Below are 21,205 nucleotides of genomic sequence, written 5' to 3'. Positions count from 1 at the left end.
AAATTGAGTTTTTTCAAGGTAAGAAAGGTATAAAAACTTTGAAAATATTTGCTTTTAGAGGGGTTCCGTTAGCTTGGGGATTAACACACTCTGAGTCTTTACGTGAGATACACATGCGGTCGCTCTTGAAAGCCAATAAAATATTGGGGCTTCTAATCACAAAAATATTTTTAACAAAGCCCATCCCTTAAGTTTAAGTCCAATTATTTATAGGCAACTGCCGCACTGCAAGGCCCCGCCAGATGAATCAGCTCAAATCGGCGGAATCCAGCCTCCCGGCACCATGCGTTAAAATCCGCTCCGGTGAAATCGAAGGCATCTCCAAATTCGATCAACATATTCAGCGACATGAGCATCCCGAAGGCATTTTGGCGGCGAGCATCATCGATGATATTCTCCACGGCGATGAAAGGACCGTTGTCCGGAAGTGCCTCGTAAGCGGCACGGATGAGTTGTTTTTTCTTTTCCAGATTCCAGTCGTGCAGAATCATGCCCATCGTAATCACGTCCGCTTTCGGAAGTGGGTCCTTAAAGAAATCTCCAGAAACCGTCTTGACCCGTTGGGATACGCCGGCTTTTTCTATCGCTTTCTTCGCAATCCCTTCCACCGGCGGAAGATCGAAGGACAGACAGCGGATTTCAGAATGCCTTTGGGCCACGACGGTAGAGAGAAGACCGGTGGCACCGCCCACATCGCAGAGCGTCTTATATTTTGAAAAATCGAACTTTTCCGCAAGCGCCGTAAAGTTTCCCCGGGAGATGCCTTTCATGGCGCCCATGAACTGCTCCAGGCGCGGGAGATCGGCATACAATTCTTCAAACATGGCCTTTTGACTGTGTTTGATCTCGTTCTGGGGTTTCCCTGTTTTAAGCGCAGAACCCAGGTCGTTCCAAAACCGGAATAATCGGGCGTTGGCCATTTCCAGGAATCCTCCGATGTAAGCCGGACTGTTCTTGTTTAAAAAATTCCCCGTCGCTTCCGTGTTACGATAAAGACCCTTTTGCCCGTCCCCATCACGATCCAAGAATCCGAGGGCTACCAGCGTATCGAAAAAGTCCCAGATGCCCCGGGGATGAAGCCCCAGAGCCTTACCGAGTGCTTCCCCGGTCATGGCCTTTTCTCCAAGCACCGTGAACAGTTCCAGATTCTAAAATATGGAATGTTTTTTTTTGTGCATGTTTTCCTCCGGAGGCCCAATAGCCCAACCCTGTTAAAAAATGACTTAAAACAATCACCCATTATTCAATGATCCCAGGGGATTATAACGGATTGGCTTAGGGAATAAAGAGAGAAAAAACGTTGGGGTGAACGAAGAAAGACCGGTTTGACAAAAACCTGATTCAGATATATTCATTAAATGACTGGGGAAAAAGTCCCAAAATAGGATGTTAAATTTTTAAAACCGAGAGAGGTCCGATGCGAATCATTAATCTGTTTTTAACTGCGTTTTTCGTACTTTCACTCTCCGCCTGCCAGATCACCCAGGTCAAAGGGAAAATCGGAGGGGTTGGCGTGGAAGTTAAAGATGAGAATTCGGAAAAAAGCTCCGGTCATTTTTGCCCACCGGGTCAGGCCAAAAAGGGCAATTGTTAAAAATTTCCTGGAATTCCAGGTTGTACAGCGTCTCATCGCCTCCCAATAAACCAAGGGGGCAAAATGGGCCCGGATCATTTCTAAATGGCTTCCTTTAGTCAGGTCATAACGCTATCCATAAAAGAAATGGCCTTCCTTTTGAAGACCCCTGTCATTTTGAGTTTTTTAAAAAACCGACCTCACCCATCACATCACCCAACTCCCCCAAAAATCTTTTTTAACCTTTGGTTTGATTTAATCCAGCCCTTTAGAAACCTTTTTCGGAAGGTGATAATTACGGCAAATGGATAAGCCGGGGGATACCCCAGGCAGGAATCTATTGATTGGGGCTCAGCCTAAAAAAAAACAGCATTAGAGAATTTGGACTTTTAACAAGCAATGGGGCTATTTTAAGCAGCTTGTTGACTTTAACCTTAAAAGTGGTCATCATTTCTGACCGCCCCGATGGAAGTTCTGACGGACGGTATGATTCAAGTTTTCCTTCCGGCCATGCTTCCGGCACCGCTGCCCTGGCGGCACCGTTCATAAACGATACGGCTTGGGGTATGCCATTCCATTTCAATTGGCCGACTTTCTAACTGGCACCGGCCGAATTGTGGAAAACAAACACAGGCCCTATGAAGTGATGCAGGGTGGGAAATAGGGTATTTCTCAGGATACGCTTTAGCAGGAGCTTGGGAAAAATTTAAACTGAAAGGGATCCCTTTTTATGTTAAACCCTTGATAGGAACTGCCCCAGCAGACCCCAACGGTTTTATGCTCCATTTAAAATTTTGATATTTTTTTCCAAACCCCGACCTCCAGGAAAATGGGCTTAATTCAAAAGCTTCTTTAAGTTTTCTTTCATGATTAACAGGATTGACATTGGGAACGAGGAAAGTTAATCTTATGATCCCGTGGGGACCATCAAGTGAACCTTTGCGTTGCAGATATTTTCAATAAAATACAAGGTCCTCACACCTTCCTGGTTGGTTTTGTAAGGTAATAAGATGAATTTAAAATTATCGAAAAAGATGGCTGGAGTTCTTCTTGTATTGGTGCTAAGTGTGTCTATCGGAAACGCACAGTTCGGAGGTGTCAAAGGGGCACTTGAATGCGGAACCATAGGAAATATCGGTTTGGATCGATGTCAGGAGGAGGGCACCCCAACCCCCCCAATACAGTTGTGAAAGCGGTGGTTCAGTGAATGGATTGCAAGGCGTTGAGCAGGCCATCGCCGACGGTATGCGTGATGCAGGATTAAAACCCCGCCCCGATTCTATATATGTGTTTCGTAATAGCTCGGGGTTGGTCTGCTTTTACATACGCCTGAATGCCGATGGCGATACCCTTCCCTCAATGAGTTGCATTGTCGATCACATCTCCAACGGGAGTGTCAAAGAAGGAACGGTTATCGGGGCTAAAACGATGATCGTCGGCTGTATTCAGCAGGCGGGAAATCAAACCCGCACAGCCGCCCGCGAGGTCGATGTGGAAACCGGGGTGATCCAGGATACCGGCAAGGGCGATGCGGCGGGTACGGATGGCAAATCAATTCGTGAATCGGCGGGCTCGGCTTTTAAAGCCTTTAAAGGGAACATGTCATAATCGGGTCTTTTTAGATAGCAATCCTTTCAGAAATCCCTTTTTTCCTATCTACCTACTCCACTTGTATTATAGACATTCCAAATAAGAAGGACTTCCTGAAACGTTGATCTCTATTATTTCCCCTTACTTACCAACCCTTTAATTTTTCTTCAACTAGACGAATTTAAATTAATAATTATAATTAAATTAGATGGCAGAAGGAAAAAAAATGATCCGAAAATTCTTTAAGGACCTTTAAAAGAGGAGAAAATGGAAAACCTTCTAAACTGGGTATTACTTATAGTCCTTGCTCTTTTCCTTTATTCGGGAATTAAGATTACTCAGGAAAATGAACGGTTTGCGGTCATCGTCCTGGGGCGGTTCCAAAAGTTAATCGGTCCCGGGTTAGTTCTCAAATTGCCCGGTACGGGCCGAGAATGGAAAAGAATTGCCATTGGAGATGAAGGAGAATATATCGGGGATCGGATTGCAAAATTCGGTACTGTTTCGATTCCCATTGAGGGGTCAAGCATTACGGAGGGGCACAGGGTTCGAATATCCTCTTTTAGTAATAATAAAATTTGGGCGAATGATAACGGCCCAAGGAAGGAATTCACTGCCTGTCATAGATGCGGTTATAAAAACCCGGTGGAAAAAGAATGACAAAGAAGTTTACACTCCTAGGATTAATCACCTTTTCCTCTATGAAAAAAATAAAGTTTTACGATGAAGGAGTTGGTTTTCTCTTTTTGGTTTCTAAACCTGGGGTCAGGTCTTTTAATCATGCAATTTATCTTATTTAGATTTACTCCTCGATAGTTACCGACTTGATCTCATCGCCCTGCGCTATGGCATTGACCACGTCAAGATTTTGGGTGCGCCCAAAAACGGTGTGTACTCCATCCAGATGTGGCGTTGCGGTATGTGTAATAAAAAATTGACTTCCCCCGGTGTCTTTTCCTGCATGAGCCATGGACAGGGTTCCAGGAGTATGTTTCTGGGTGTTGATCTCACACTTTATGGTATAACCCGGGCCGCCTGTTCCCGTACCCTGAGGGCAACCCCCTTGGATCATAAAATTTTGAATCACGCGGTGAAACTTAAGTCCCTTATAAAAACCATCTTTAGATAGCTTGGAAAAATTCTTGACCGTATTGGGAGCATCCTGATCGAACAACTCCAAATGGATGGTTCCTTTGCTTGTTTCCATAATTGCTTTTGCCATTATGACCCCCTTTTTTTGATTTTTGAAAGATGACCGATTATTAAATCATGGAAATTGTTTGTTGGGCAATAGCCCCAAAACCTCAACAAAGCCCGTTCCTCTACCCAAAACTATGTGTAGTTTAACCCGGTGTGGTGGGCCTGTCCATCAAAAAATTTAGAATTTCCCTTCTGCAGTCCTCTGGGTTATACTTTTTTGCTCTCCAAAATCCTTAATTCCCAGGTTTTAATTTTTGAAGACTGGGAGATGGAATGTTAAGGGTATGAAGGACCGGTTGAACCTTTTCGTCTCATTAGATTAAAGTAATTCACAATGAGTGCATGATGGAACATACCAGCTACAATAACGTAAAAATTCCTTCCTTTATATATGGAACCGCCTGGAAGAAAGAAGCCACTGCTCAACTGGTCCAATTGGCAGTTTCTTCAGGCTTTACAGCCATAGACACTGCAAATCAGATCATCCATTACGATGAACCCCTGGTGGGTGAGGCTCTAATCGCACTCCATCAAAAAGGAATCAAGCGGGAGACCCTTTTTTTGCAAACCAAATTTACACCTGCCGAAGGCCAGGACCATAGAACACCCTATGATGCCTCTGCCGATATTACCACTCAGGTTGGCCAATCCTTTGATAGCTCCCTGAAACACCTTCATACCGATTACCTTGATTCCTATGTATTACACGGGACTTATTCGCAGGATGGACTGGGCGAAGAGGACTGGGAGGTTTGGGCTGCAATGGAAGAAATCTATAGATCAGGAAAAACCAAAATGATCGGCATCAGCAATGTCAATGCACGACAACTCACACAACTATGTGAAACAGCCACGATGAAACCCATGGTGGTTCAGAACAGGTGTTATGCCCTTCTAGGATGGGATAAAAAAATCAGGGAGATCTGCAAAGCCAATCAAATCATTTATCAAGGCTTTTCGCTTCTAACGGCAAACCGGAAAATAATGGGAAATCCTGAAATAGGGGTTATGGCCAAACGCTTAAGAACAGGTCCCGAGGAGATCATTTTTCGATTTGCTATGCAGATTGGGATACTCCCCTTGACGGGGACAAGCAGTGAGCGGCACATGAAAGAGGATTTACAAGTTGAACGTTTAGGACTCTCCCTAGACGAAACTCATTTTATTGAAACAATCGCTGTGTAAATTTATGAACCCAAAACCCTCACATGCTCTCTCCAAGAATCCTTGCCAGCACCCTCTTATTTTCAATAGGGAAATGAAAAAAAATTTTGCCCCTTCGTTTGTGAAGAGGTCATGAAAGGGTCAAAATGACTGATGCATTCACTTTAAAAAGGAGTAGAAGCTGGTTTGGGGGGGGGCGGGCTTACTGCTTATTTCCTCACGGACCAAAACGCCCCGAATGCGTCTGAGCTGGAGGGTACTTCGTCTTTCTTAAACTCTCATTCGGGGAATAAAAAAGGAAGGAAATTATATTTTTGGTTTCTATTCTCTTTACTTTTTTGGGGTTAATTGGTTCATGTCAATAAACGGTATCTCTCCACCGATTACTTGTGGAAACCTACCATCCCACTTTTCAATGGCCCGCAGTTGCAAAATATTTGCAGAGATTGTCTCTTTTTGCATGCGCTGTGATTCTGCCTCTGCAGTGGCCCGGGTGATCTTCTGCTCAGCCTCGATCTTGATCCGGTCCAGATCCCGCTTCGCTTGCAGGGCCCGCTGCTCTGCTGTCTGCTTCGCCTCGATTGCGGCATTGAATTCCCTCGAAAAAGAGAAATCAATGATGTTGAACCCATCCGTTATAATGTTAAATTCTAATAACCGCGTCTTCATGTTTTTTTCTATCCTTTTACTTACCTCGCTGCGTCGGGTAATGAGTTCCTCGGCAGTAAACTCAGCCGCTACGGCCTTAACGGATTCCTGAACAGCAGGGTCAATCAAACGATCTTTGAAAAAAACCCCAATATCTTGATAGACCGTATTCACCTGTGCTGGGTCAATGTGGTAATTTAAAGCGATGGTGGATGAGATGGTCTGGAGATCCTTTGATGCTGCGGTGGCATTGGTTTCGGACTTTTGTACCTTGACATCCACCTGGATGATATCCTCAATAAAAGGGATCTTAAAATGTAACCCCTCATTTAAAATCTTATCTTTGACCCCTCCAAACTTGCTAAAGACAACCCCTCTCTCCCCGGCACCGATAATTTCAAAGGAGGAGCTAATCAGGGCATAAATGACAATCAGCCCAACCATTCCGATAATAAGATTAGGACCTTTGTCGAAAAACGGATTTTTGCCTAAATCATCCTTCTCGCTCATTTAACCTCCATTGTCGAATTGTAGCATTAAATCCAAGGGATATACCCCTTGATGGGGGGAGGACATTAAACTCTTTTCATGATAAAAACTATGGAGATTTGATTTCTTAAAAAAGGGGAGACCCGAGTGGTTTCCAGAGAGGAACCCCCATTGAACTTAATAAATTGAATCTAGTATAGGTAAGTATTCAGAATTTTTTAGAAATTTCCTAGGCTCACTGGGTTAGCTCTTTATTAGGAAGTTTCCGCCCTTATTAAAACATCCTTACCTCAAACAGCGGCCCTCATTATAAAAACTCCATCACCCACTGTCAAATTTAAAACACCCGGCAAAGGCTTTTGGAAACCTTCTTGCCTTAATCGAAATGGGATCAAGCTGGAATTCCTCTTTCCCCTTTACCCGTGGAATAGTTTTTTTTCTTTTTTCTCAATTTTCACGGATTCATTCCAGGAGTTTTCAGTTTTTTTTCAAAATATATAGGAGGGAACTTTGAAAAACAAGGGAGGTAAAACGTTGGAGGTTAGAACCAACCCCTTAAAATCAAAATAACGTGATGGGTGGGCAGTAAGGGGAAATTCTGAAAAGCGCTGGGAGGCAAAGGTTTGGCGGTCGAGGCAAAGCCTCAATTAAAGCGTAAGCGGTGAAATGTTTGGGAATGAAGGGTAAAACTGATTTGCCCTAACTTGCTGAAAAAATTGGGGCGGGAAAGGAAATTTACCCCCCCTTTTTATCCCTGCCTTACCATTGAGGGAAGAATTACTTCAAAATTCCTGGTCAGGGTTAAAAACCCGCCCCTTGCCTTGGAAAACCGAAATAAGGGAACTATAACTTCCTATTTTTCAATCCGGTTTCCTGGCCACTCCGCCTAGGTAGCCTTGACCTTTGGCGGAACCACCGGGGCGTCCTTCAGGAGAGAGGTTTTCAGCCCTTGAATGGCCCTCTCCACATCTCCCTCCGTGGACCCGAACCGGTTTCCCATCACTTTAATGGCTTCATTGATGGCCTTTGTCATTCTCGCAATTTGCTCTTCGGAGGTCATTTAGATTTCCCTTTGTTAAGTTTTGATTTTTTAGGCTTCTTTTTCTCTTTCCGGATCGTTTTCTCTCCCAACGTTATCACCCCCTTTTGTGTTTAGAAACAATTGCAAGTCAAACATTCTAACACTAAATCCGCTGATAATTCAACCGAACTGGCTGTGGGTCAAAGCTGGCACCTCGCGCACTATCCCTTTTTTTTGGGTTCCTCTGGACCTAGACCTCTGTCCTTGTCCCGGAATGCCCGGAAAGATTGACTTATTTATTTAGGTTTCATATTTTAAAGTGTATTGAAGGGCTTATATCCTCAGTTTAGAAATATCTGGAATAAAAAATCAGATATTCTGAAAATTTTAGTTGTTTCTTGTGTTCCTATCTTATAAGATCTCTGTGTTTTTTAAACCATATGAAAAATTTTAACAGGTTAATAAGGGGTGTAAAATGGCTGAAGAAAAAGGATTGAAAAAAGCAGTGAAATTGAAAAAAGATTTGGCGGAATTTTTGGGGACCAGTGAGCTTCCCAGAACAGAAATTACTAAAAAACTGTGGGATTACATAAAGGAAAATAAACTTCAAACAAAGACTGAAAATGGAAAGCCAGAAAACAGTGGAAAATTTATTGTGGCTGATCCAAAATTACTCACAATATTTAGGAATACGAAATCTACCAGCAAGTCAGGAAAACTGACCGATTTAACCAATCTAAAAGAAGGCCAAACCATTGATATGATGCAAATGGCCGCTGTGGTTGGAGCCAATATATATTAAGTGTGAGTCAGAGGAGTGCAAAAGGCCTCAAAAATTTTAAGGCTATTAAAATCTTGCACTCCGATTTGGTATTTTCGGCGGAATCACAAAAGGAACGGCTACAGTGTTTTCAATATCCAGAAGTCTTCCTTTCTAACCTAAATCAACGGGTCTTCGGATCAGAGTTTTTGTTGGGTTGTAGATTTAAACCAATCCTCGAAAATCAAAAGAACCAGTTTCACTTAGGCCTTATTTTGTTTTTTCCGGGTATTTCTGCTTCATTTTTTCCGACCTCTCCCTAAAACCCTGAAAAGGCCCGTTAAAGGTCTTTCGTTGGAAAAATTCACCCCAATCTATTTATAAAAAAACGGTTAAACCATTCGAAGAATGGCCCTTCTCCGGAAAATTTCTTATGATGAAACCTGGAATGCATTGCTAATAACAATGGAAGGGGTGGAAAGATTTTTGGTGAAGGGTCTCCGGCCGATCCTTGAATCAAATACCGTTGGTGTTCCATTTCCAACCCGGGGAGACCCAGAATGAATTAAAACGAAATTTGATTTCTTTTCCTATCCTAATCCCTATAGACACAAGGATTGCTCTGTCTTGCATCGACCTCTTTAAAAACGTATGATCTATTCTAAACGAACGGGATTTTAATATTTGCTGGGAGGAGAAAAATGAAACGTTTGAAATGCTTGTTCAGTCTTATGTTATTTGGAATCCTGTTTGGCTGTTCAACGATAGAAATTTATTCAGACTACGATCCTTGGGCAAACTTTTCGGGTTTGAAAACTTTTTCTTGGATCCCAGGTCCACAAAAGGAAACCGGAGACCCTCGAATCGATAACCCTTTGCTGGATGCTCATATCAGGAATGCGGTTGAGGACCAACTGGCTTTGAATGGGTTTGAAAAAAAAGGCACCGAAAAACCTGATTTCTGGATTGGCTATCATGCGGCAATCGATAGAAAACTTGGGGCCCAGACCATAAACCATTTCTATGCCTATCCCCCGGGTTGGGCATGGGAACATTATAGAACCCCATATGTTCCTCCTGGAATGGCAATCACTGAAACCGAGATATTTTATTACGATGAAGGGACCCTGATCTTGGACGTGGTTGATCCAGAAACCCGGAAGCTAATCTGGCGTGGATCTGCCCAAGCCGAAGTTAAATATGCTACCAACCCAGAAAAAAGAAATGAGAGGATAAAGGAAGCCGTCCGTCGAATTCTGGAAAGATTTCCACCAAAGAAACCGTAAAATTTTTAGATGCCTCCTAATAAAAACGGGTAGCGGTTTCATGATGTCAAACAAATTCTACTCCCCCAATTTGATGAAGACAATGAGATTTTTATCTGATTAGGGAATCCTTTAAATTTACAATAGTACGGGAGATTTATTTATGTTGAAAGAGTTTATGAATCCGGTCCTTTCCGGGCTAATGATTTCATTTTTGGCTATTGTTTTTGGAACCGGTTTGGGGATGATTTTTGGAGTGAATGAAGATAATATCAAGGCCTATTTTCTTTCCGAGGTAAAAGCCCATCCCGATATCCACGAACAAACCCCAGCCAACATCCTAAAACAGGTCACAAACAGTTGGCGCCCAAAGAGCCCATTTCCACGCACAAGGGCTTGGGGCTCTTGGCCTTGGCATTATTCTGGTGCTGGCATTTAGTTGGGTAAACCCTTCTGTTAAAAAATGGACTAGTTTAGCAGTAGGAATTGGGGCATTTCTTTATCCATTCTGTTGGCTTATTGCAGGTCTTGGGATTTCTTCTATGGGAGAACATGCCGCCAAGGCCTCTGTAGACTGGCTGGCTTATATTAGCATTCCTCTTTTCTTTGGTGGGATGATGTTGACCTTGTTGATCCTCTTCCTTGGATGGGCCTTTCCAAAAGAGCAACCAGGATTTCTTAAAAACTTTCAGCCTAAATAAGGGTCTAGCAGTTCAGTCAGTTTTGAAGGAAACCCATGCTCCATAGAAATTTTAAAACCAATTTCCCTTTAACCCTTATGGGTGTTCAAACCAGGGTTTGCGGATATTGATGCGCCAGATGATAATATCAACACCGTGGAAGACGACCGTTGGCGTTTGATTTCTTTCTCACCACCCCGGTCACTGAAGGGGGTTTGAAACTTTAAAACGAATTCCCCACGAATTAAACCGGTAATACACCCATCCACCCTGTTCCAAAGGGTTGTCTATTTTTCCAGCAAACAAAAAGTAAAGCTGAGGGTCAAGAGAGTGAATTTTCACTTGGCCTAAACCCGAACCGATCCTGTCTGAGGACTAACAGGACCTTCTAGGCCCGCATGGAAGAGGCAAAAACCTCAGTTTCATCCTTAAATAATTTAAGCACTCTTTGCCTTATTAAATAGATATCAGAGCTGAGACAAGGTTTTATAACACGGTTTTTTTTTGAACATCATATTGGCACCTCTTTTGCTCTTTTACTTTTTTAAAAAAAAGAAATGCATTTTCCTAGCTGTAAGGGGGGGAGAAATCCCCCATTTAAAAAAATTGAGAGGAGTGTGCACAGAGACTGGTAATCTCAAGTTTTTTCCTGCACCTCACGCAAGTAGAAAAGGAGGAGACCATGCTGCAACGAATATTTTTAATGTCTGTCTTAGTGAGTGGTTTGGTGCTATCCGCTGGGTTAGGGATAGCCGAGGAACAACAGGGAACAGAGAAACAAACCCAGAACCAGGAACAGGAGCAAATTTTCGGGAGTGAGTTGATGACCCCGAAAGAACGGGAAGAATACCGCGGAAAAATCCATGCAGCGAAAACTGCTGAGAAACGGGAGGAAATCCGACAAGAGCATCACATCCATATGAAGGAACGTGCAAAAGAACGTGGCTTAACCCTGCCCGATATGCCACCTGAAAACGGAATGGGCCACATGAAACCAGGCGTGGGAATGGGCCCAGGAGGTGGTAAAGGGCCTGGTGAAGGGCCTAAACGTTGATTTTAATTTAAGTCTAATTAAACCTTAGGGGGGGACCTCACTTTAACGGGGTCCCTCTATTGAATTTTTATCTTTTTAAAAAAGACCTCCATCCTATATTTTGGCCCAGCCTGGGTTATCATTGACGTTTCTTAGATCCACCTCCTAACCCTGGTTTTATATTGTAAATACCCCTGTCCAAACTTCCTCTCAAGATATTTTTCTTCACGAGCAATCACACCGAAGTGCATGATGATTAAAGCGACTGGAAGAACAAGAGCAGCCCACACAAGATTAAGAAGGATTGCAATCCCCATGTACAGCAAGGTAAGAGACAAATAAAGCGGATTCCGGGTAAACCGATAAGGTCCATCCACCACCAGCACCGTCGTTGGTTTATAGGGATCCACATGGGTCCCCCCACGCTTAATTGCCCAAATCCCAAGAAAGACCAAAAGGCCCGAAAAAATAACCAATGACCACCCGATCAGGGAGCTCAACGGACCGGGAGAAAACCGGATGGGGTAAACCCAGTGAAAAAGGTATCCAAAAAGAAATGTTCCACCGTAAATCAATGGCGGAGGCGGGATGGTCCCGGGTGTATCCTTTGATTTACCCAACATTTTTCAATTTCTCTTTTAATATGGGAAGGAGTATAGAAAAAAGTTTATTAGTTCACAAGAAAAATGTTTAAGGGAAGAAAGAAAAGAGGCCAAAGGTTGGGGGGCTAACCTTAAAATCAAATTAACGTGGGGGTTAGGAATGAGGGAGGATTCTGAGAAATGTTGGAGGGGGAAGGTTTAAAGTGGTTTGTCGGTTTTAAACGAATTTGTCGTTAACATTACAAACTTGTTTTTTTGTAAATAAAAATTTGGCCTTTACTAAAAACAAAAAAAAAGAAAAATTCAAAAATTTATAACAAGTTACGTTTGCCTGTGGATTTACATCTTCTAAATGGCACACTTGTTGCTCTTTTAATATAACTAAAAAAAGACGCTTTCGAGTTTTTTAAGAACACAAATAAAAAAGGAGGAAAAAATGAGCAAACCATTGGAAATTTTTTTCGGAGGAAAATAAGTTCACTATGTCCTTAAGGATTCCGCCCGAAATCTTACAGGAAAGGACCTCCTAAGAATTATCGAAATCGCTGAAGAAGCAAACGCAAAGGCTCATATCAGTCATGGAACCCACTAGATTTTTATTGGCGTTCCCCAAATCTATCAAACCAATGTGGCCAGTGTCATGGAAAACCTTGGTTTTCGAAATTCCAAAAAATCCTATCATTTATTTAAAAAAACCTCTTTTCTCTTAGAAAGAGCGGCTAAAGCAATCGCATAATTTTACCGCAAAGGATTTTTGATGGCCCACTACTTACCCTAAACCAAAGTCCCCTCAGCTCTCCGGATTTAAAGTTTAAAGATCTTGAACCCTTTTTCAATTAGAAAGAGATAAAATCAAATTATAAAAAAAACAATTAAACAGTTCCTTCACATTCCATTCTACACTTTGGCACTTCTTTGGGGTGTTTTTCTCCTACTGGTCTTTCCGTTGGATAAGGCACATGCGGATATTCTTTTGGATGCCCTCGCGGGGGGGAAAGTCTCTGCGGACATTCGCTACCGGTATGAATGGGTGGACCAGGCCAACCTTTCAAAAAAGGCAAATGGCTCTACCATTCGAACCCGGTTGGGATATGAAACAGGGTCCTTTCAGGGTTTTCTTGCCTATTTGGAGTTCGAGGATATCACGGTGGTCGGCGATGAACGATACAACAACACCCACAACGGTAAAACCCAATTTCCCGTGGTGGCGGATCCGAAAGATACCGAGGTAAACCAAGCCTTTTTGAAATACAGCGGACTTCAGGAAACCATCTTTCACCTTGGACGGCGCCGGCTTATTTTGGACAACGCCCGGTTTGTGGGAAATGTCGGGTGGAGGCAGAATGAGCAGACTTTCGATTTGCTTTCTTTGGAAAACACCACCCTTCCAAATATTTCCGCCATTTATGCCTATATTTTTAATGTTAACAGAATTTTCGGGGATCATCATCCGACCAGTGCGGACATATCCATGGACACACACCTCATCAATATCTCCTTCAGCCAATTCAAACCGGTGACCTTGACCGCATATGGTTATCTTTTGGATTTAAACGATACTTCCGCAGCTTCCACTAAAACCTTCGGTTTGCGTTTAAATGGGAGTACTCCCATTTCGGAAGAAACAAAGATTTTATATGCCGGGGAGTTTGCAGATCAAAGCGACTTTGCCAACGGAGCAAGCACCAATGATGCAACCTATTGGATGGCGGAATTGGGGGGAACGTTCAGGATTTTGACGGTAAAGATCAGCTATGAAGAATTGGGAGGAGATGGCGTTTATGGTTTCTCAACACCCTTGGCGACACTGCACGCTTTTCAAGGGTGGACAGACAAATTCCTTGCAACGCCCGCCAACGGTATCAGAGACCTTTTCTTTACGGTAAGCACCCACCTGATGGGTGTAAAACTGGCAGCCGTCTACCATGATTTTTCGTCGGATAAAGGCAGTTTTGATTATGGGACAGAGCTTGGCTTTTTGGCCACCAAAACCTTCAACAACCGCTATACCTTATTGGCCAAATATGCCCTGTATGATGCCGATGGCAACTCCCAAAATACCGGAGGAACGGCAATCAATACGGACAAGCTCTGGTTGGCTGCCCAGGTTAAATTTTAAGAGAAAAGGAGAGAGTTTAAATGATATTCCCAATTAATCACTTTTTCGAGACAGGTTTGTTTTAATTAACCCAAAAACAAAAAATCATACATTTATCTTTTCCTTCCTCTTATTTTGAAATGGTCTTAAAAAATCCTAAACTCTTAACTTTGATTTTTTTATATAAACCTAACAACCACGCCAGACCCCGTTTTTAACCTTTGTTAACAGAGAGTTTCATTTTTAATCTCTAAAAATCGCCCGGGATCTTTTAATTCTGAAAATCCGAATTTTTTATAAAACCCGTGGGCATCCACCGTACCCAACAACCAAAGTTTTACCTGCAATTCCGGATGTTCAACGATCTGCTTCAATAGCATTTTTCCAAGCCCTTTTCCCCGATGCCCTTCCAAGATAAAGAAATCCATTAAGTACGCAAACGCGACCTGGTCTGTGACAACCCGGGCAAAACCAAGTATTTTCTCACTACGGTCATAAATTCCAAAACACATGGAGTTTTCGATGCTTTCCTTTACGTTCTCCAAGCTTCGCCCTTTTGCCCAATAGGACCGGTTACAAAGAAAGTCATGAATTTTATCAATGTCGAGTTTCGATTTTTCTGGTGAAATGGAATATTTCATACACCTTTCCTGATTCAAAACTTTTTTAAAAAGAATTCAAATACTCAAAATAAAAATAAAGGGATGGGATTGGACTGGACTGATTGGCTTTATCCTTACCCCCCCGCTATGGCACCTACAATCAGAAAAGGTTCAATCCCCTTCATGACAGCCTCGGGCAGCGGGGTATCCGGCGGTTCGTGGGTTAGATCCTGTCCACAGGCAAAGAACCTCAAAAAGGGTCGGTGCCTTTGGGTCACGTGATCACGGATAGTCCCCCGAAGCATCGGATAACGGGTCTCAAGGGCGTCGAGCACAGAACTCTGGGTGACCGGACCCTCGACCTCCAGAGTCACTTCGCCATCGATGCCTGCCAGATTTCGCAGATGATGGGGAAGCATAACCCTAATCATGCCAAGGTCTGGACTTCAACGGAAACCACTGCTGGAAGGTCCCGTACAATGGGCATCCAACTGTCCCCCGCATCCGACGATACGTACACCTGTCCACCGGTGGTACCGAAGTACACGCCGCAGGGATCATGTCTGTCAACGGCCATCGCATCACGCAATACGTTCACATAACAATCCTTTTGCGGTAAACCCTTCGTGAGCGGTTCCCAATCGTTTCCCCCCGTACGGCTTCGGTAAACACGTAGTTTTCCATCGGGAGGATAATGCTCCGAGTCGCTTTTAATCGGCACAACGTAAATAGTATCCGGATCATGTGCGTGAACGTCAATCACAAATCCAAAATCGCTAGGAAGGTTTCCACTGATTTCCCGCCAGGACTCACCGGCATCATCACTTCGCATCACGTCCCAGTGCTTCTGCATGAACAGCACTTCCGGACGTGAAGGGTGCATCGCAATCCGGTGAACGCAGTGGCCTACTTCGGCGGTGGGATCGGGAATATAGAGCGAATGCAGGCCGCGATTGATCGGTCTCCACGTCTTGCCCCCATCATCCGTCCGAAACGCCCCCGCAGCCGAAATGGCGACGGCAATACGATTCGGGTTGCCTGGATCTAAAAGAATCGAATGGAGACACATCCCTCCGGCGCCGGGCTGCCAGGAAGATCCTGTACCGTGTCCGCGAAGGCCGGAAATTTCTTTCCAGTTTTTACCGCCATCGTCCGAGCGGAAAAGGGCCGCATCTTCCACCCCGGCGTAAATCGTGTCCGGATCGGTAAGGGATGGCTCTAGGTGCCAAACCCGCTTAAACTCCCACGGGTGCGGGTTACCGTCATACCACTGGTGTGTTGTAAGTGGTTTCCCCGTTTCGGGAGACGTGTCGTAAACGAACTTATTACTCTCTCCCATGGGCATACCGTCCGGGGTGGTCGTCGGTTCGCCCGGAGGTGTTCCGGGTTGATGCCAGGTTTTTCCCCCATCATCGGACCGCTGAATGATTTGGCCGAACCAACTGCTGGTCTGGGACGCATACACCCGGTTCGGATCAACGGGAGACCCTTTGAGATGGTAGATCTCCCACCCTCCAAAAAAAGGCCCGTTCACATCCCACTTTTTTCGCTTTCCATCTGACTTTAGGATAAAAGCCCCTTTACGTGTTCCAACCAGTACCCTCACCGCGCTCATGACAACCTCCTCAAAAAAAAAACTGACAATGACCTTCTCTCCTTTTTTATCATTTTCTGGAAATCTATGGAACAGGACTGTATTGTTCCTGACGGTCCTGATAGGCCTTCCACCCGCCCCATGGTTGACCAATGAGGTAACCTGTGCTTACCGCAGTAAAATACGCCGTGGCGTTTCGGGCACATATGGCTTTTTCCGAAAGCCAATCGATTCTCCAGGCTGGGCACAAAACCGCGTTCACTCCGGTATGAGGGCAGGTGGCATCCGGGGGATAAGCCCTGCGGCAGAGTGCCAAATGATCCTTATACTGATTGAGGTTACATTCGCGCCATGCGTCTACCCGATTAGCCTCCGGAACATGGGTTTGATAACACCCGTCATGTATATTGCAACCTAGGGCCCGTGAGGATTGGAGACCAAAGACGAAAAACTCACTGGGGGGCGCCGTACCGGAACCGAATTCGATGGGAACCGCGTTTTGATTGGCCAGTGGCATCGGATTGTTAGCTAAAAATTTTAGGCCGGCAATATCATCGCTGAAGGGCATTGAACAACCGTCGATCTCAATACACCGGTTGCTCTGATTGTTGTCCCGTACCGCCGGAACCCTGGGTTCTCTTGGATCGATCCCATAATTGGGGTTATTTTCATCGTGAACGGCTTTCCGGCAATAATCCACGGTTCCATCCACTTTGACGGTGGTTTTTCTTCTCTGGACATCGGTGCCAACGGCAGTGATGGTGCGTGCTCCCTTTTCAAGCGCGATTGGTGCTGTGAAGTTGAAGCACTTAAAAGGGGGAAAATTTATTAAACCACAATCACTGTTAAAAACCTTGGGCAATACTGCGGCTGCAACCCCGTTTACAGTCACAGTAGGGGTATTTGCAAATAGCACCGACGTATTCACTTTAATCACGCCCCCAACGAGGACCTGGGCGGAAGGGTACGCCTCCCCTATCTCAAACTCCTCCCCCACTAGAAAACCAGCCTTATGGGATGTAATACTAACCGCCGGGTTATTGGTCGTATTCAGGATCACCTCTACACTGACACTGTTTTCCCCCGTTCCGTTTTGGCCTACCACTGTAATGATATTGCTCCCTTCCTGCAGTAGGACGGAGGTGGAATAACTGCCTTTGTGGTTGAGGACACCGGTCCCGTTCACCATAACAGTGGCGGCAAGATCATCAACCGTTCCCTCCACGGTAACAGGACTATTCGCCACTACCATAAGATTCTCCGGTTTGTTGATAGTGATAACGGGTGGAGGAACACGAACGGTGACGGATACCTCATCAACAGCACTATCGACGGTTCCATCATTGACCGTCAACTGGGCAATATAATCACCTGGCTGATCCGCAACGAAATTGGGATCAGAAAGGGTAGGATCAGAAAGGGTAGCCGTGCTCCCGGAAGGTAAAGCCATCAGCACCCAGGAATAAATCAGAGAGTCACCATCTGCATCCCCGGAATGGCTTCCATCCAGGACCACCACATCTCCAACGAGGACTGTCTTTGTTTGATCGGGCCCTGCATCCGCCACCGGAGCGTTGTTTACCGTGGGTCCTCCTCCCCCACCAAGATTTTCATCCCCACCCTCCCCTTTTCCGCATGCGTTGATAAAGAATACTAATAAAAAACTAAAAAGTAAGATTTGAAACGTTTTCAATTTGGCTTTCATTGGTTTTTCTTTTTTTTTCCCCCCTAGAGGGAGAAGGGGCAACGCTCTTTTTAGCGGTCTTAAAACTCAGGAAAATCTCCTTTATAGGGAAATCCTACTCTTCCTTTATTTTGTAAAGCAATCAAAATTTAATGTAAGGAATTGAATACTATTGTGGCCTAAACGAGACGAGGTTGGTTTTACGTACAAATCAAAAACCTTGGGTGGGAGATCTCCAATTTACAGTAATTTGAATTTTTATTCGTTTTTTTATAAAAATTAAAATTTTGATATGGCGGTAGGAAAAGCGATTGAAGAAGTGGAAAGGATTATGGCAAATATTGGTTGGACATGGACAAAAAACCTGCTGGGGGATTTTTTAAAGATCAATATTGCACACCCTATCCCCCTTTTTCATTTTATCATTGTCCTATGTCCTCTTCTCTTCTATGTCTCGATAAGCGTTAATGGAGGAGAGGTATACACGATTATTAATGGCCTTTTCCTCAATGAGGTACGGTCGTTGCATATCTGTCTCTTCTAAGGATTTGTCTTCCTCTGAACGAAAAACATCAACATAAACCCCTACCGTTAAACTAGTTAGCCTGCCGGACACAAGCTCCTTGCAGAACTTTTTATGTGAAGAAACAGGAACGAATAATTCCAAGACCAAATAAGGGTCCATTCTTTTTTCCCATTTGGCATCACCGTAGAAGAGCCTCCCAGAGGTTTTTTCTTTTTCTGTAACTGAAAATTTGGGTGGAAGGGGAATAAGAATGACATCTAAATAATTAAAAAAATCACCGGATTTAGAAAAGGTCCCATCCTCCTTGATCAAACCTATCCCATTATCTATTTTTCCGATCGCGGTTATTCTCCAACTAAAATCTTCTGAGAACTCTTCTTTTGATTTTTCATTAACGATAGGATTTGCTTCTTTTGCTCCCGGATTCTCTTTTGTTAGGCCTTTCCTTAAGCCTAAATGGGAGGTTTCCGGGTGTTCAATGGATAAATCAAGATTTACCCGAACCTTATTTAAAATAATAAAAAAGAATTCAAGCTCTTTTTCCCACTTAATTTTTTTTCCATCTTTAATGGGCTCGTGGTAAAGACGGTTGTTAACTTTCTCAAGTTTGGAATCGGACATAATTAAATTTTTTAGGCCTAATTAACCAATTGGGGTAACAAAGATGTTTAGAATTTCTCTTTTACTTTTACCATTTTTTATATAAATACCGCAACCATTGATATTTTTACCAAACCCAATCCTCTAAGGGATTAATCACTTTCGAAAGAAAGGGAGGAAAAAATGGAAGAGGGAAAAATATTTTATTGCAAAACCTGAGCCTATTTTTTTCTTTTCCAACCATTAAAAAGCGGCTTAAAATCTGGTAGGAGGTAGCCCTCTGGGCCACCCCCTCCCAACAGAACGGCTCGTACCGGCCAGGTAAGCCGCTCTTCGATTAGCGAGTAACGTTGAAACCCAGTTCAAGATTCTGTTGAGTGAAGTCATCCAGAAAGAAAAGCCCTAACCGTCTAAACCACGTCAGATTGAGAACGAAACGGGCCTCCCGCCTTCGGACCGATTGCCATTTCGTCATCCTGATCCATGTTCGTCGGGCTTGCTCGGACGTAAATCCTGCCCAAATCATCCGCCTCTGAAACTTCCGGGGCTTCTTCCACTTCTTCAATTGCATGGCTCGAAGCCGGCTCCGGATAAATCCATCCAGCTCCCGAAATACCCTCTGGAACTCCTGAATGCGATAGTACCCAATCCATCCTCTGAGATACGCATTGAGTTCTCGGATGATCTGGCCCACCGACAACGGATTGTTCCGTCGGGTCATCTCTCTCACCTTGCTCTTGAATCGGGTCCGGGCTTCCTGACTCACCCGGATCTTGCCCAGGAAAATCTGAAACCCCAGAAACTCCACGCTGCGAACAGGGGCCACCCAGCTTTTCTCTCGGTTCACCGGTAGTCCAAGCCCCTCTTCGAGGTAGCCGCTGATGGATTCCATCACCCGCTTTGCCGCCCTCTCCGATTTAAGGAGAATGAGGAAGTCATCCGCCCATCGACTGTACCGATGCCCCCGGCTCTCTAACTCGCGGTCCAGCTCATGGAGCACGATGTTGGAGAGCATGGGGGACAGGGGCGATCCCTGCGGACACCCTCTGCCGATCTTCGTGAACACCCCGTCGATGATCACTCCAGCGTTTAACGCTCTTGCAATCAGCGTCAAAAGTCGCTCATCCGAGATTCTCCTTCCAATCAGCTTGAGGATCAGTCCATGCGGTATCTCATCAAAGAACTGTTGCAAGTCGATCGCGGCGCACCACCCATAACCTTCCACGACCGCTTGGCGCACATGCCCAATCGCCTGGTGTGGACTCCTTCCTCGGCGAAAGCCAAAGTTCGATGAGGTGAATTCCCCGTCGAAGATCTCCTCGAAAACCTGGTGGATGCCCTGGCTGACGATTCGATCCATCACCACGGGTATCCCCAGTTTCCTCTTCTTCGTGGACCCCGGTTTCGGGATCAGCACTCTCCTTGCTGGTTTGAAGCGGTAAGTTCCAGCTTTGAGCTTCTCGTGGATCAGGCTCAAAAGCTCTTGCTCCCTCTCTGCGAAGCTCTCCACCGTCATCGCGTCTATCCCGGCTGCACCGGCATTCCTTCTCACCTTCTGCCACGCCCATTGCAAACGTCGCCGGTCATAGACCCGTTCCAAGACCTTCTCTTGCTTCACTCTCCGTTCTCCGGGACACTCCCTCCCATCAAGGATTGCCGGACCCTGGGCGGCCCTTTGGCCGGAACCGGATGGCTTCTGACCTTCTGGGGTTCTCCCAGTCGGTATCCCTTCCGGGATTCGTCCATCCCCCTTCGGTTTTCGGGTTCCTTCTTCGTTGCCCATTGCTCTATGTCGACTCCCGGATGTTGTCCCCTTGCCTCTCGTCCACGGCTTCCCATGACCCAAGGACGTCTCATCGGATCATCCGGGGTCTCTCCCCGGTCGTCGGGGTTTTCTCCTCCACGCGTTTACCCGCCCTTCCTCGGCCCCGAGTCTTACTACGGGGAGCGATAAATAAGTTGCATTTCATATTGCTGCATATCGAACGTGTTGTTCCTCAAAATAGTTTCTGACGATATGAGGCTGACGTTGGCGTTTTCGGAGATAGCCACGTACATTGGCCATTAGCTCGTCCT

Annotated in this window: 24 protein-coding genes; 11 read left to right on the top strand and 13 right to left on the bottom strand. The window is 44.8% G+C overall.

Annotation, left to right across the window (positions count from 1 at the left end; all coding sequences use genetic code 11):
• Positions 1 to 203 precede the first annotated feature (203 nt).
• A complete protein-coding gene (locus VGB26_12405; protein ID HEX9758578.1) occupies positions 204 to 1,112 on the bottom strand; it encodes a methyltransferase in 909 nt (302 codons plus the stop codon).
• Between the two features lie 347 nt (positions 1,113 to 1,459).
• Positions 1,460 to 1,672, bottom strand: coding sequence for a hypothetical protein (locus tag VGB26_12400; protein HEX9758577.1), 213 nt, complete (start codon positions 1,670 to 1,672; stop codon positions 1,460 to 1,462).
• 245 nt (positions 1,673 to 1,917) lie between these two features.
• Between VGB26_12400 and VGB26_12395 the strand changes: the two genes are divergently transcribed.
• The 4 genes from VGB26_12395 (at position 1,918) to VGB26_12380 (ending at position 3,823) form a co-directional block, all read left to right on the top strand.
• Positions 1,918 to 2,172, top strand: coding sequence for a hypothetical protein (locus VGB26_12395; protein ID HEX9758576.1), 255 nt, complete (start codon positions 1,918 to 1,920; stop codon positions 2,170 to 2,172).
• A 411-nt stretch (positions 2,173 to 2,583) separates the two neighbouring features.
• Positions 2,584 to 2,763 carry a hypothetical protein gene (locus tag VGB26_12390; GenBank protein ID HEX9758575.1) on the top strand — a complete coding sequence of 60 codons (180 nt, stop codon included), beginning with the start codon at positions 2,584 to 2,586 and terminating at the stop codon, positions 2,761 to 2,763.
• A gap of 13 nt (positions 2,764 to 2,776) precedes the next feature.
• The gene (locus VGB26_12385; protein HEX9758574.1) at positions 2,777 to 3,181 is read left to right on the top strand and encodes a hypothetical protein; all 405 of its coding nucleotides are present in this window, start codon (positions 2,777 to 2,779) and stop codon (positions 3,179 to 3,181) included.
• Positions 3,182 to 3,430: 249 nt separating this feature from the next.
• Positions 3,431 to 3,823, top strand: a complete 393-nt coding sequence (locus tag VGB26_12380; GenBank protein ID HEX9758573.1) for a hypothetical protein — start codon at positions 3,431 to 3,433, stop codon at positions 3,821 to 3,823.
• 142 nt (positions 3,824 to 3,965) lie between these two features.
• Here VGB26_12380 and VGB26_12375 read toward each other — a convergent pair whose 3' ends face one another.
• Positions 3,966 to 4,385 carry a peptidylprolyl isomerase gene (locus tag VGB26_12375; protein HEX9758572.1) on the bottom strand — a complete coding sequence of 140 codons (420 nt, stop codon included), beginning with the start codon at positions 4,383 to 4,385 and terminating at the stop codon, positions 3,966 to 3,968.
• Positions 4,386 to 4,705: 320 nt separating this feature from the next.
• Between VGB26_12375 and VGB26_12370 the strand changes: the two genes are divergently transcribed.
• Positions 4,706 to 5,548: an aldo/keto reductase gene (locus VGB26_12370; GenBank protein ID HEX9758571.1), complete on the top strand. Its 843-nt coding sequence runs from the start codon at positions 4,706 to 4,708 to the stop codon at positions 5,546 to 5,548.
• Between the two features lie 309 nt (positions 5,549 to 5,857).
• On the opposite strand, the gene VGB26_12365 is transcribed toward VGB26_12370, so the two are convergent.
• Entirely contained in the window at positions 5,858 to 6,685 is an 828-nt protein-coding gene (locus VGB26_12365; protein HEX9758570.1) for a prohibitin family protein, read from the bottom strand.
• 865 nt (positions 6,686 to 7,550) lie between these two features.
• Positions 7,551 to 7,724, bottom strand: a complete 174-nt coding sequence (locus VGB26_12360; GenBank protein ID HEX9758569.1) for a hypothetical protein — start codon at positions 7,722 to 7,724, stop codon at positions 7,551 to 7,553.
• 436 nt (positions 7,725 to 8,160) lie between these two features.
• Here VGB26_12360 and VGB26_12355 point away from each other — a divergent pair, with 436 nt between their 5' ends.
• The 5 genes from VGB26_12355 to VGB26_12335 all read left to right on the top strand — a co-directional run bounded on the left by VGB26_12355 (position 8,161) and on the right by VGB26_12335 (position 11,444).
• Positions 8,161 to 8,487 (top strand): SWIB/MDM2 domain-containing protein, encoded by a 327-nt coding sequence (locus VGB26_12355; GenBank protein HEX9758568.1) that lies wholly within the window; start codon positions 8,161 to 8,163, stop codon positions 8,485 to 8,487.
• 659 nt (positions 8,488 to 9,146) lie between these two features.
• On the top strand, positions 9,147 to 9,731 hold the full coding sequence (locus VGB26_12350; GenBank protein ID HEX9758567.1) for a DUF4136 domain-containing protein: 585 nt from the start codon (positions 9,147 to 9,149) through the stop codon (positions 9,729 to 9,731).
• Positions 9,732 to 9,873: 142 nt separating this feature from the next.
• Positions 9,874 to 10,149, top strand: coding sequence for a hypothetical protein (locus VGB26_12345; GenBank protein ID HEX9758566.1), 276 nt, complete (start codon positions 9,874 to 9,876; stop codon positions 10,147 to 10,149).
• Positions 10,136 to 10,411 carry a hypothetical protein gene (locus VGB26_12340; GenBank protein ID HEX9758565.1) on the top strand — a complete coding sequence of 92 codons (276 nt, stop codon included), beginning with the start codon at positions 10,136 to 10,138 and terminating at the stop codon, positions 10,409 to 10,411. Before VGB26_12345 ends, VGB26_12340 begins: the two co-directional genes overlap by 14 nt.
• Before the next feature lie 661 nt (positions 10,412 to 11,072).
• The gene (locus VGB26_12335) at positions 11,073 to 11,444 is read left to right on the top strand and encodes a hypothetical protein (GenBank protein ID HEX9758564.1); all 372 of its coding nucleotides are present in this window, start codon (positions 11,073 to 11,075) and stop codon (positions 11,442 to 11,444) included.
• A 131-nt stretch (positions 11,445 to 11,575) separates the two neighbouring features.
• Here the strand turns inward: VGB26_12335 and VGB26_12330 are convergent, their stop codons facing one another.
• Positions 11,576 to 12,046 (bottom strand): isoprenylcysteine carboxylmethyltransferase family protein, encoded by a 471-nt coding sequence (locus VGB26_12330; GenBank protein HEX9758563.1) that lies wholly within the window; start codon positions 12,044 to 12,046, stop codon positions 11,576 to 11,578.
• A gap of 925 nt (positions 12,047 to 12,971) precedes the next feature.
• Between VGB26_12330 and VGB26_12325 the strand changes: the two genes are divergently transcribed.
• The gene (locus VGB26_12325) at positions 12,972 to 14,144 is read left to right on the top strand and encodes an alginate export family protein (GenBank protein HEX9758562.1); all 1,173 of its coding nucleotides are present in this window, start codon (positions 12,972 to 12,974) and stop codon (positions 14,142 to 14,144) included.
• A 203-nt stretch (positions 14,145 to 14,347) separates the two neighbouring features.
• Here the strand turns inward: VGB26_12325 and VGB26_12320 are convergent, their stop codons facing one another.
• The 7 genes from VGB26_12320 to VGB26_12290 all read right to left on the bottom strand — a co-directional run bounded on the left by VGB26_12320 (position 14,348) and on the right by VGB26_12290 (position 20,986).
• Positions 14,348 to 14,764, bottom strand: coding sequence for a GNAT family N-acetyltransferase (locus tag VGB26_12320; GenBank protein ID HEX9758561.1), 417 nt, complete (start codon positions 14,762 to 14,764; stop codon positions 14,348 to 14,350).
• Between the two features lie 95 nt (positions 14,765 to 14,859).
• The gene (locus tag VGB26_12315; GenBank protein ID HEX9758560.1) at positions 14,860 to 15,156 is read right to left on the bottom strand and encodes a MoaD/ThiS family protein; all 297 of its coding nucleotides are present in this window, start codon (positions 15,154 to 15,156) and stop codon (positions 14,860 to 14,862) included.
• Positions 15,153 to 16,340, bottom strand: a complete 1,188-nt coding sequence (locus VGB26_12310; protein HEX9758559.1) for an exo-alpha-sialidase — start codon at positions 16,338 to 16,340, stop codon at positions 15,153 to 15,155. The genes VGB26_12315 and VGB26_12310 overlap by 4 nt, the downstream gene beginning before the upstream one ends.
• Before the next feature lie 64 nt (positions 16,341 to 16,404).
• Positions 16,405 to 18,024: a PKD domain-containing protein gene (locus tag VGB26_12305; GenBank protein HEX9758558.1), complete on the bottom strand. Its 1,620-nt coding sequence runs from the start codon at positions 18,022 to 18,024 to the stop codon at positions 16,405 to 16,407.
• A 409-nt stretch (positions 18,025 to 18,433) separates the two neighbouring features.
• A complete protein-coding gene (locus tag VGB26_12300) occupies positions 18,434 to 19,150 on the bottom strand; it encodes a hypothetical protein (protein ID HEX9758557.1) in 717 nt (238 codons plus the stop codon).
• Between the two features lie 316 nt (positions 19,151 to 19,466).
• On the bottom strand, positions 19,467 to 20,645 hold the full coding sequence (ltrA, locus tag VGB26_12295; GenBank protein HEX9758556.1) for a group II intron reverse transcriptase/maturase: 1,179 nt from the start codon (positions 20,643 to 20,645) through the stop codon (positions 19,467 to 19,469).
• Between the two features lie 98 nt (positions 20,646 to 20,743).
• Positions 20,744 to 20,986: a hypothetical protein gene (locus VGB26_12290; protein ID HEX9758555.1), complete on the bottom strand. Its 243-nt coding sequence runs from the start codon at positions 20,984 to 20,986 to the stop codon at positions 20,744 to 20,746.
• Between the last annotated feature and the right edge of the window lie 219 nt (positions 20,987 to 21,205).

This window comes from Nitrospiria bacterium, assembly GCA_036397255.1.
Taxonomy (GTDB): Bacteria; Nitrospirota; Nitrospiria; order DASWJH01; family DASWJH01; genus DASWJH01.
Note: the sequence above shows the minus strand (reverse complement) of the source record. Positions and strands in the feature narration are given on the sequence as shown.

Coding starts and splice junctions, on each gene's coding strand:
- VGB26_12290 (HEX9758555.1), bottom strand. CDS start 20,986: ATGAGACGTCCTTGGGTCATGGGAAGCCGTGGACGAGAGGCAAGGGGA.
- VGB26_12370 (HEX9758571.1), top strand. CDS start 4,706: ATGATGGAACATACCAGCTACAATAACGTAAAAATTCCTTCCTTTATA.
- VGB26_12345 (HEX9758566.1), top strand. CDS start 9,874: ATGTTGAAAGAGTTTATGAATCCGGTCCTTTCCGGGCTAATGATTTCA.
- VGB26_12305 (HEX9758558.1), bottom strand. CDS start 18,024: ATGAAAGCCAAATTGAAAACGTTTCAAATCTTACTTTTTAGTTTTTTA.
- VGB26_12335 (HEX9758564.1), top strand. CDS start 11,073: ATGCTGCAACGAATATTTTTAATGTCTGTCTTAGTGAGTGGTTTGGTG.
- VGB26_12310 (HEX9758559.1), bottom strand. CDS start 16,340: ATGAGCGCGGTGAGGGTACTGGTTGGAACACGTAAAGGGGCTTTTATC.
- VGB26_12355 (HEX9758568.1), top strand. CDS start 8,161: ATGGCTGAAGAAAAAGGATTGAAAAAAGCAGTGAAATTGAAAAAAGAT.
- VGB26_12390 (HEX9758575.1), top strand. CDS start 2,584: ATGAATTTAAAATTATCGAAAAAGATGGCTGGAGTTCTTCTTGTATTG.
- VGB26_12315 (HEX9758560.1), bottom strand. CDS start 15,156: ATGATTAGGGTTATGCTTCCCCATCATCTGCGAAATCTGGCAGGCATC.
- VGB26_12330 (HEX9758563.1), bottom strand. CDS start 12,046: ATGTTGGGTAAATCAAAGGATACACCCGGGACCATCCCGCCTCCGCCA.
- VGB26_12360 (HEX9758569.1), bottom strand. CDS start 7,724: ATGACCTCCGAAGAGCAAATTGCGAGAATGACAAAGGCCATCAATGAA.
- VGB26_12380 (HEX9758573.1), top strand. CDS start 3,431: ATGGAAAACCTTCTAAACTGGGTATTACTTATAGTCCTTGCTCTTTTC.
- VGB26_12320 (HEX9758561.1), bottom strand. CDS start 14,764: ATGAAATATTCCATTTCACCAGAAAAATCGAAACTCGACATTGATAAA.
- VGB26_12350 (HEX9758567.1), top strand. CDS start 9,147: ATGAAACGTTTGAAATGCTTGTTCAGTCTTATGTTATTTGGAATCCTG.
- VGB26_12365 (HEX9758570.1), bottom strand. CDS start 6,685: ATGAGCGAGAAGGATGATTTAGGCAAAAATCCGTTTTTCGACAAAGGT.
- VGB26_12405 (HEX9758578.1), bottom strand. CDS start 1,112: ATGACCGGGGAAGCACTCGGTAAGGCTCTGGGGCTTCATCCCCGGGGC.
- VGB26_12300 (HEX9758557.1), bottom strand. CDS start 19,150: ATGTCCGATTCCAAACTTGAGAAAGTTAACAACCGTCTTTACCACGAG.
- VGB26_12375 (HEX9758572.1), bottom strand. CDS start 4,385: ATGGCAAAAGCAATTATGGAAACAAGCAAAGGAACCATCCATTTGGAG.
- ltrA (HEX9758556.1), bottom strand. CDS start 20,645: ATGACGGTGGAGAGCTTCGCAGAGAGGGAGCAAGAGCTTTTGAGCCTG.
- VGB26_12400 (HEX9758577.1), bottom strand. CDS start 1,672: ATGATCCGGGCCCATTTTGCCCCCTTGGTTTATTGGGAGGCGATGAGA.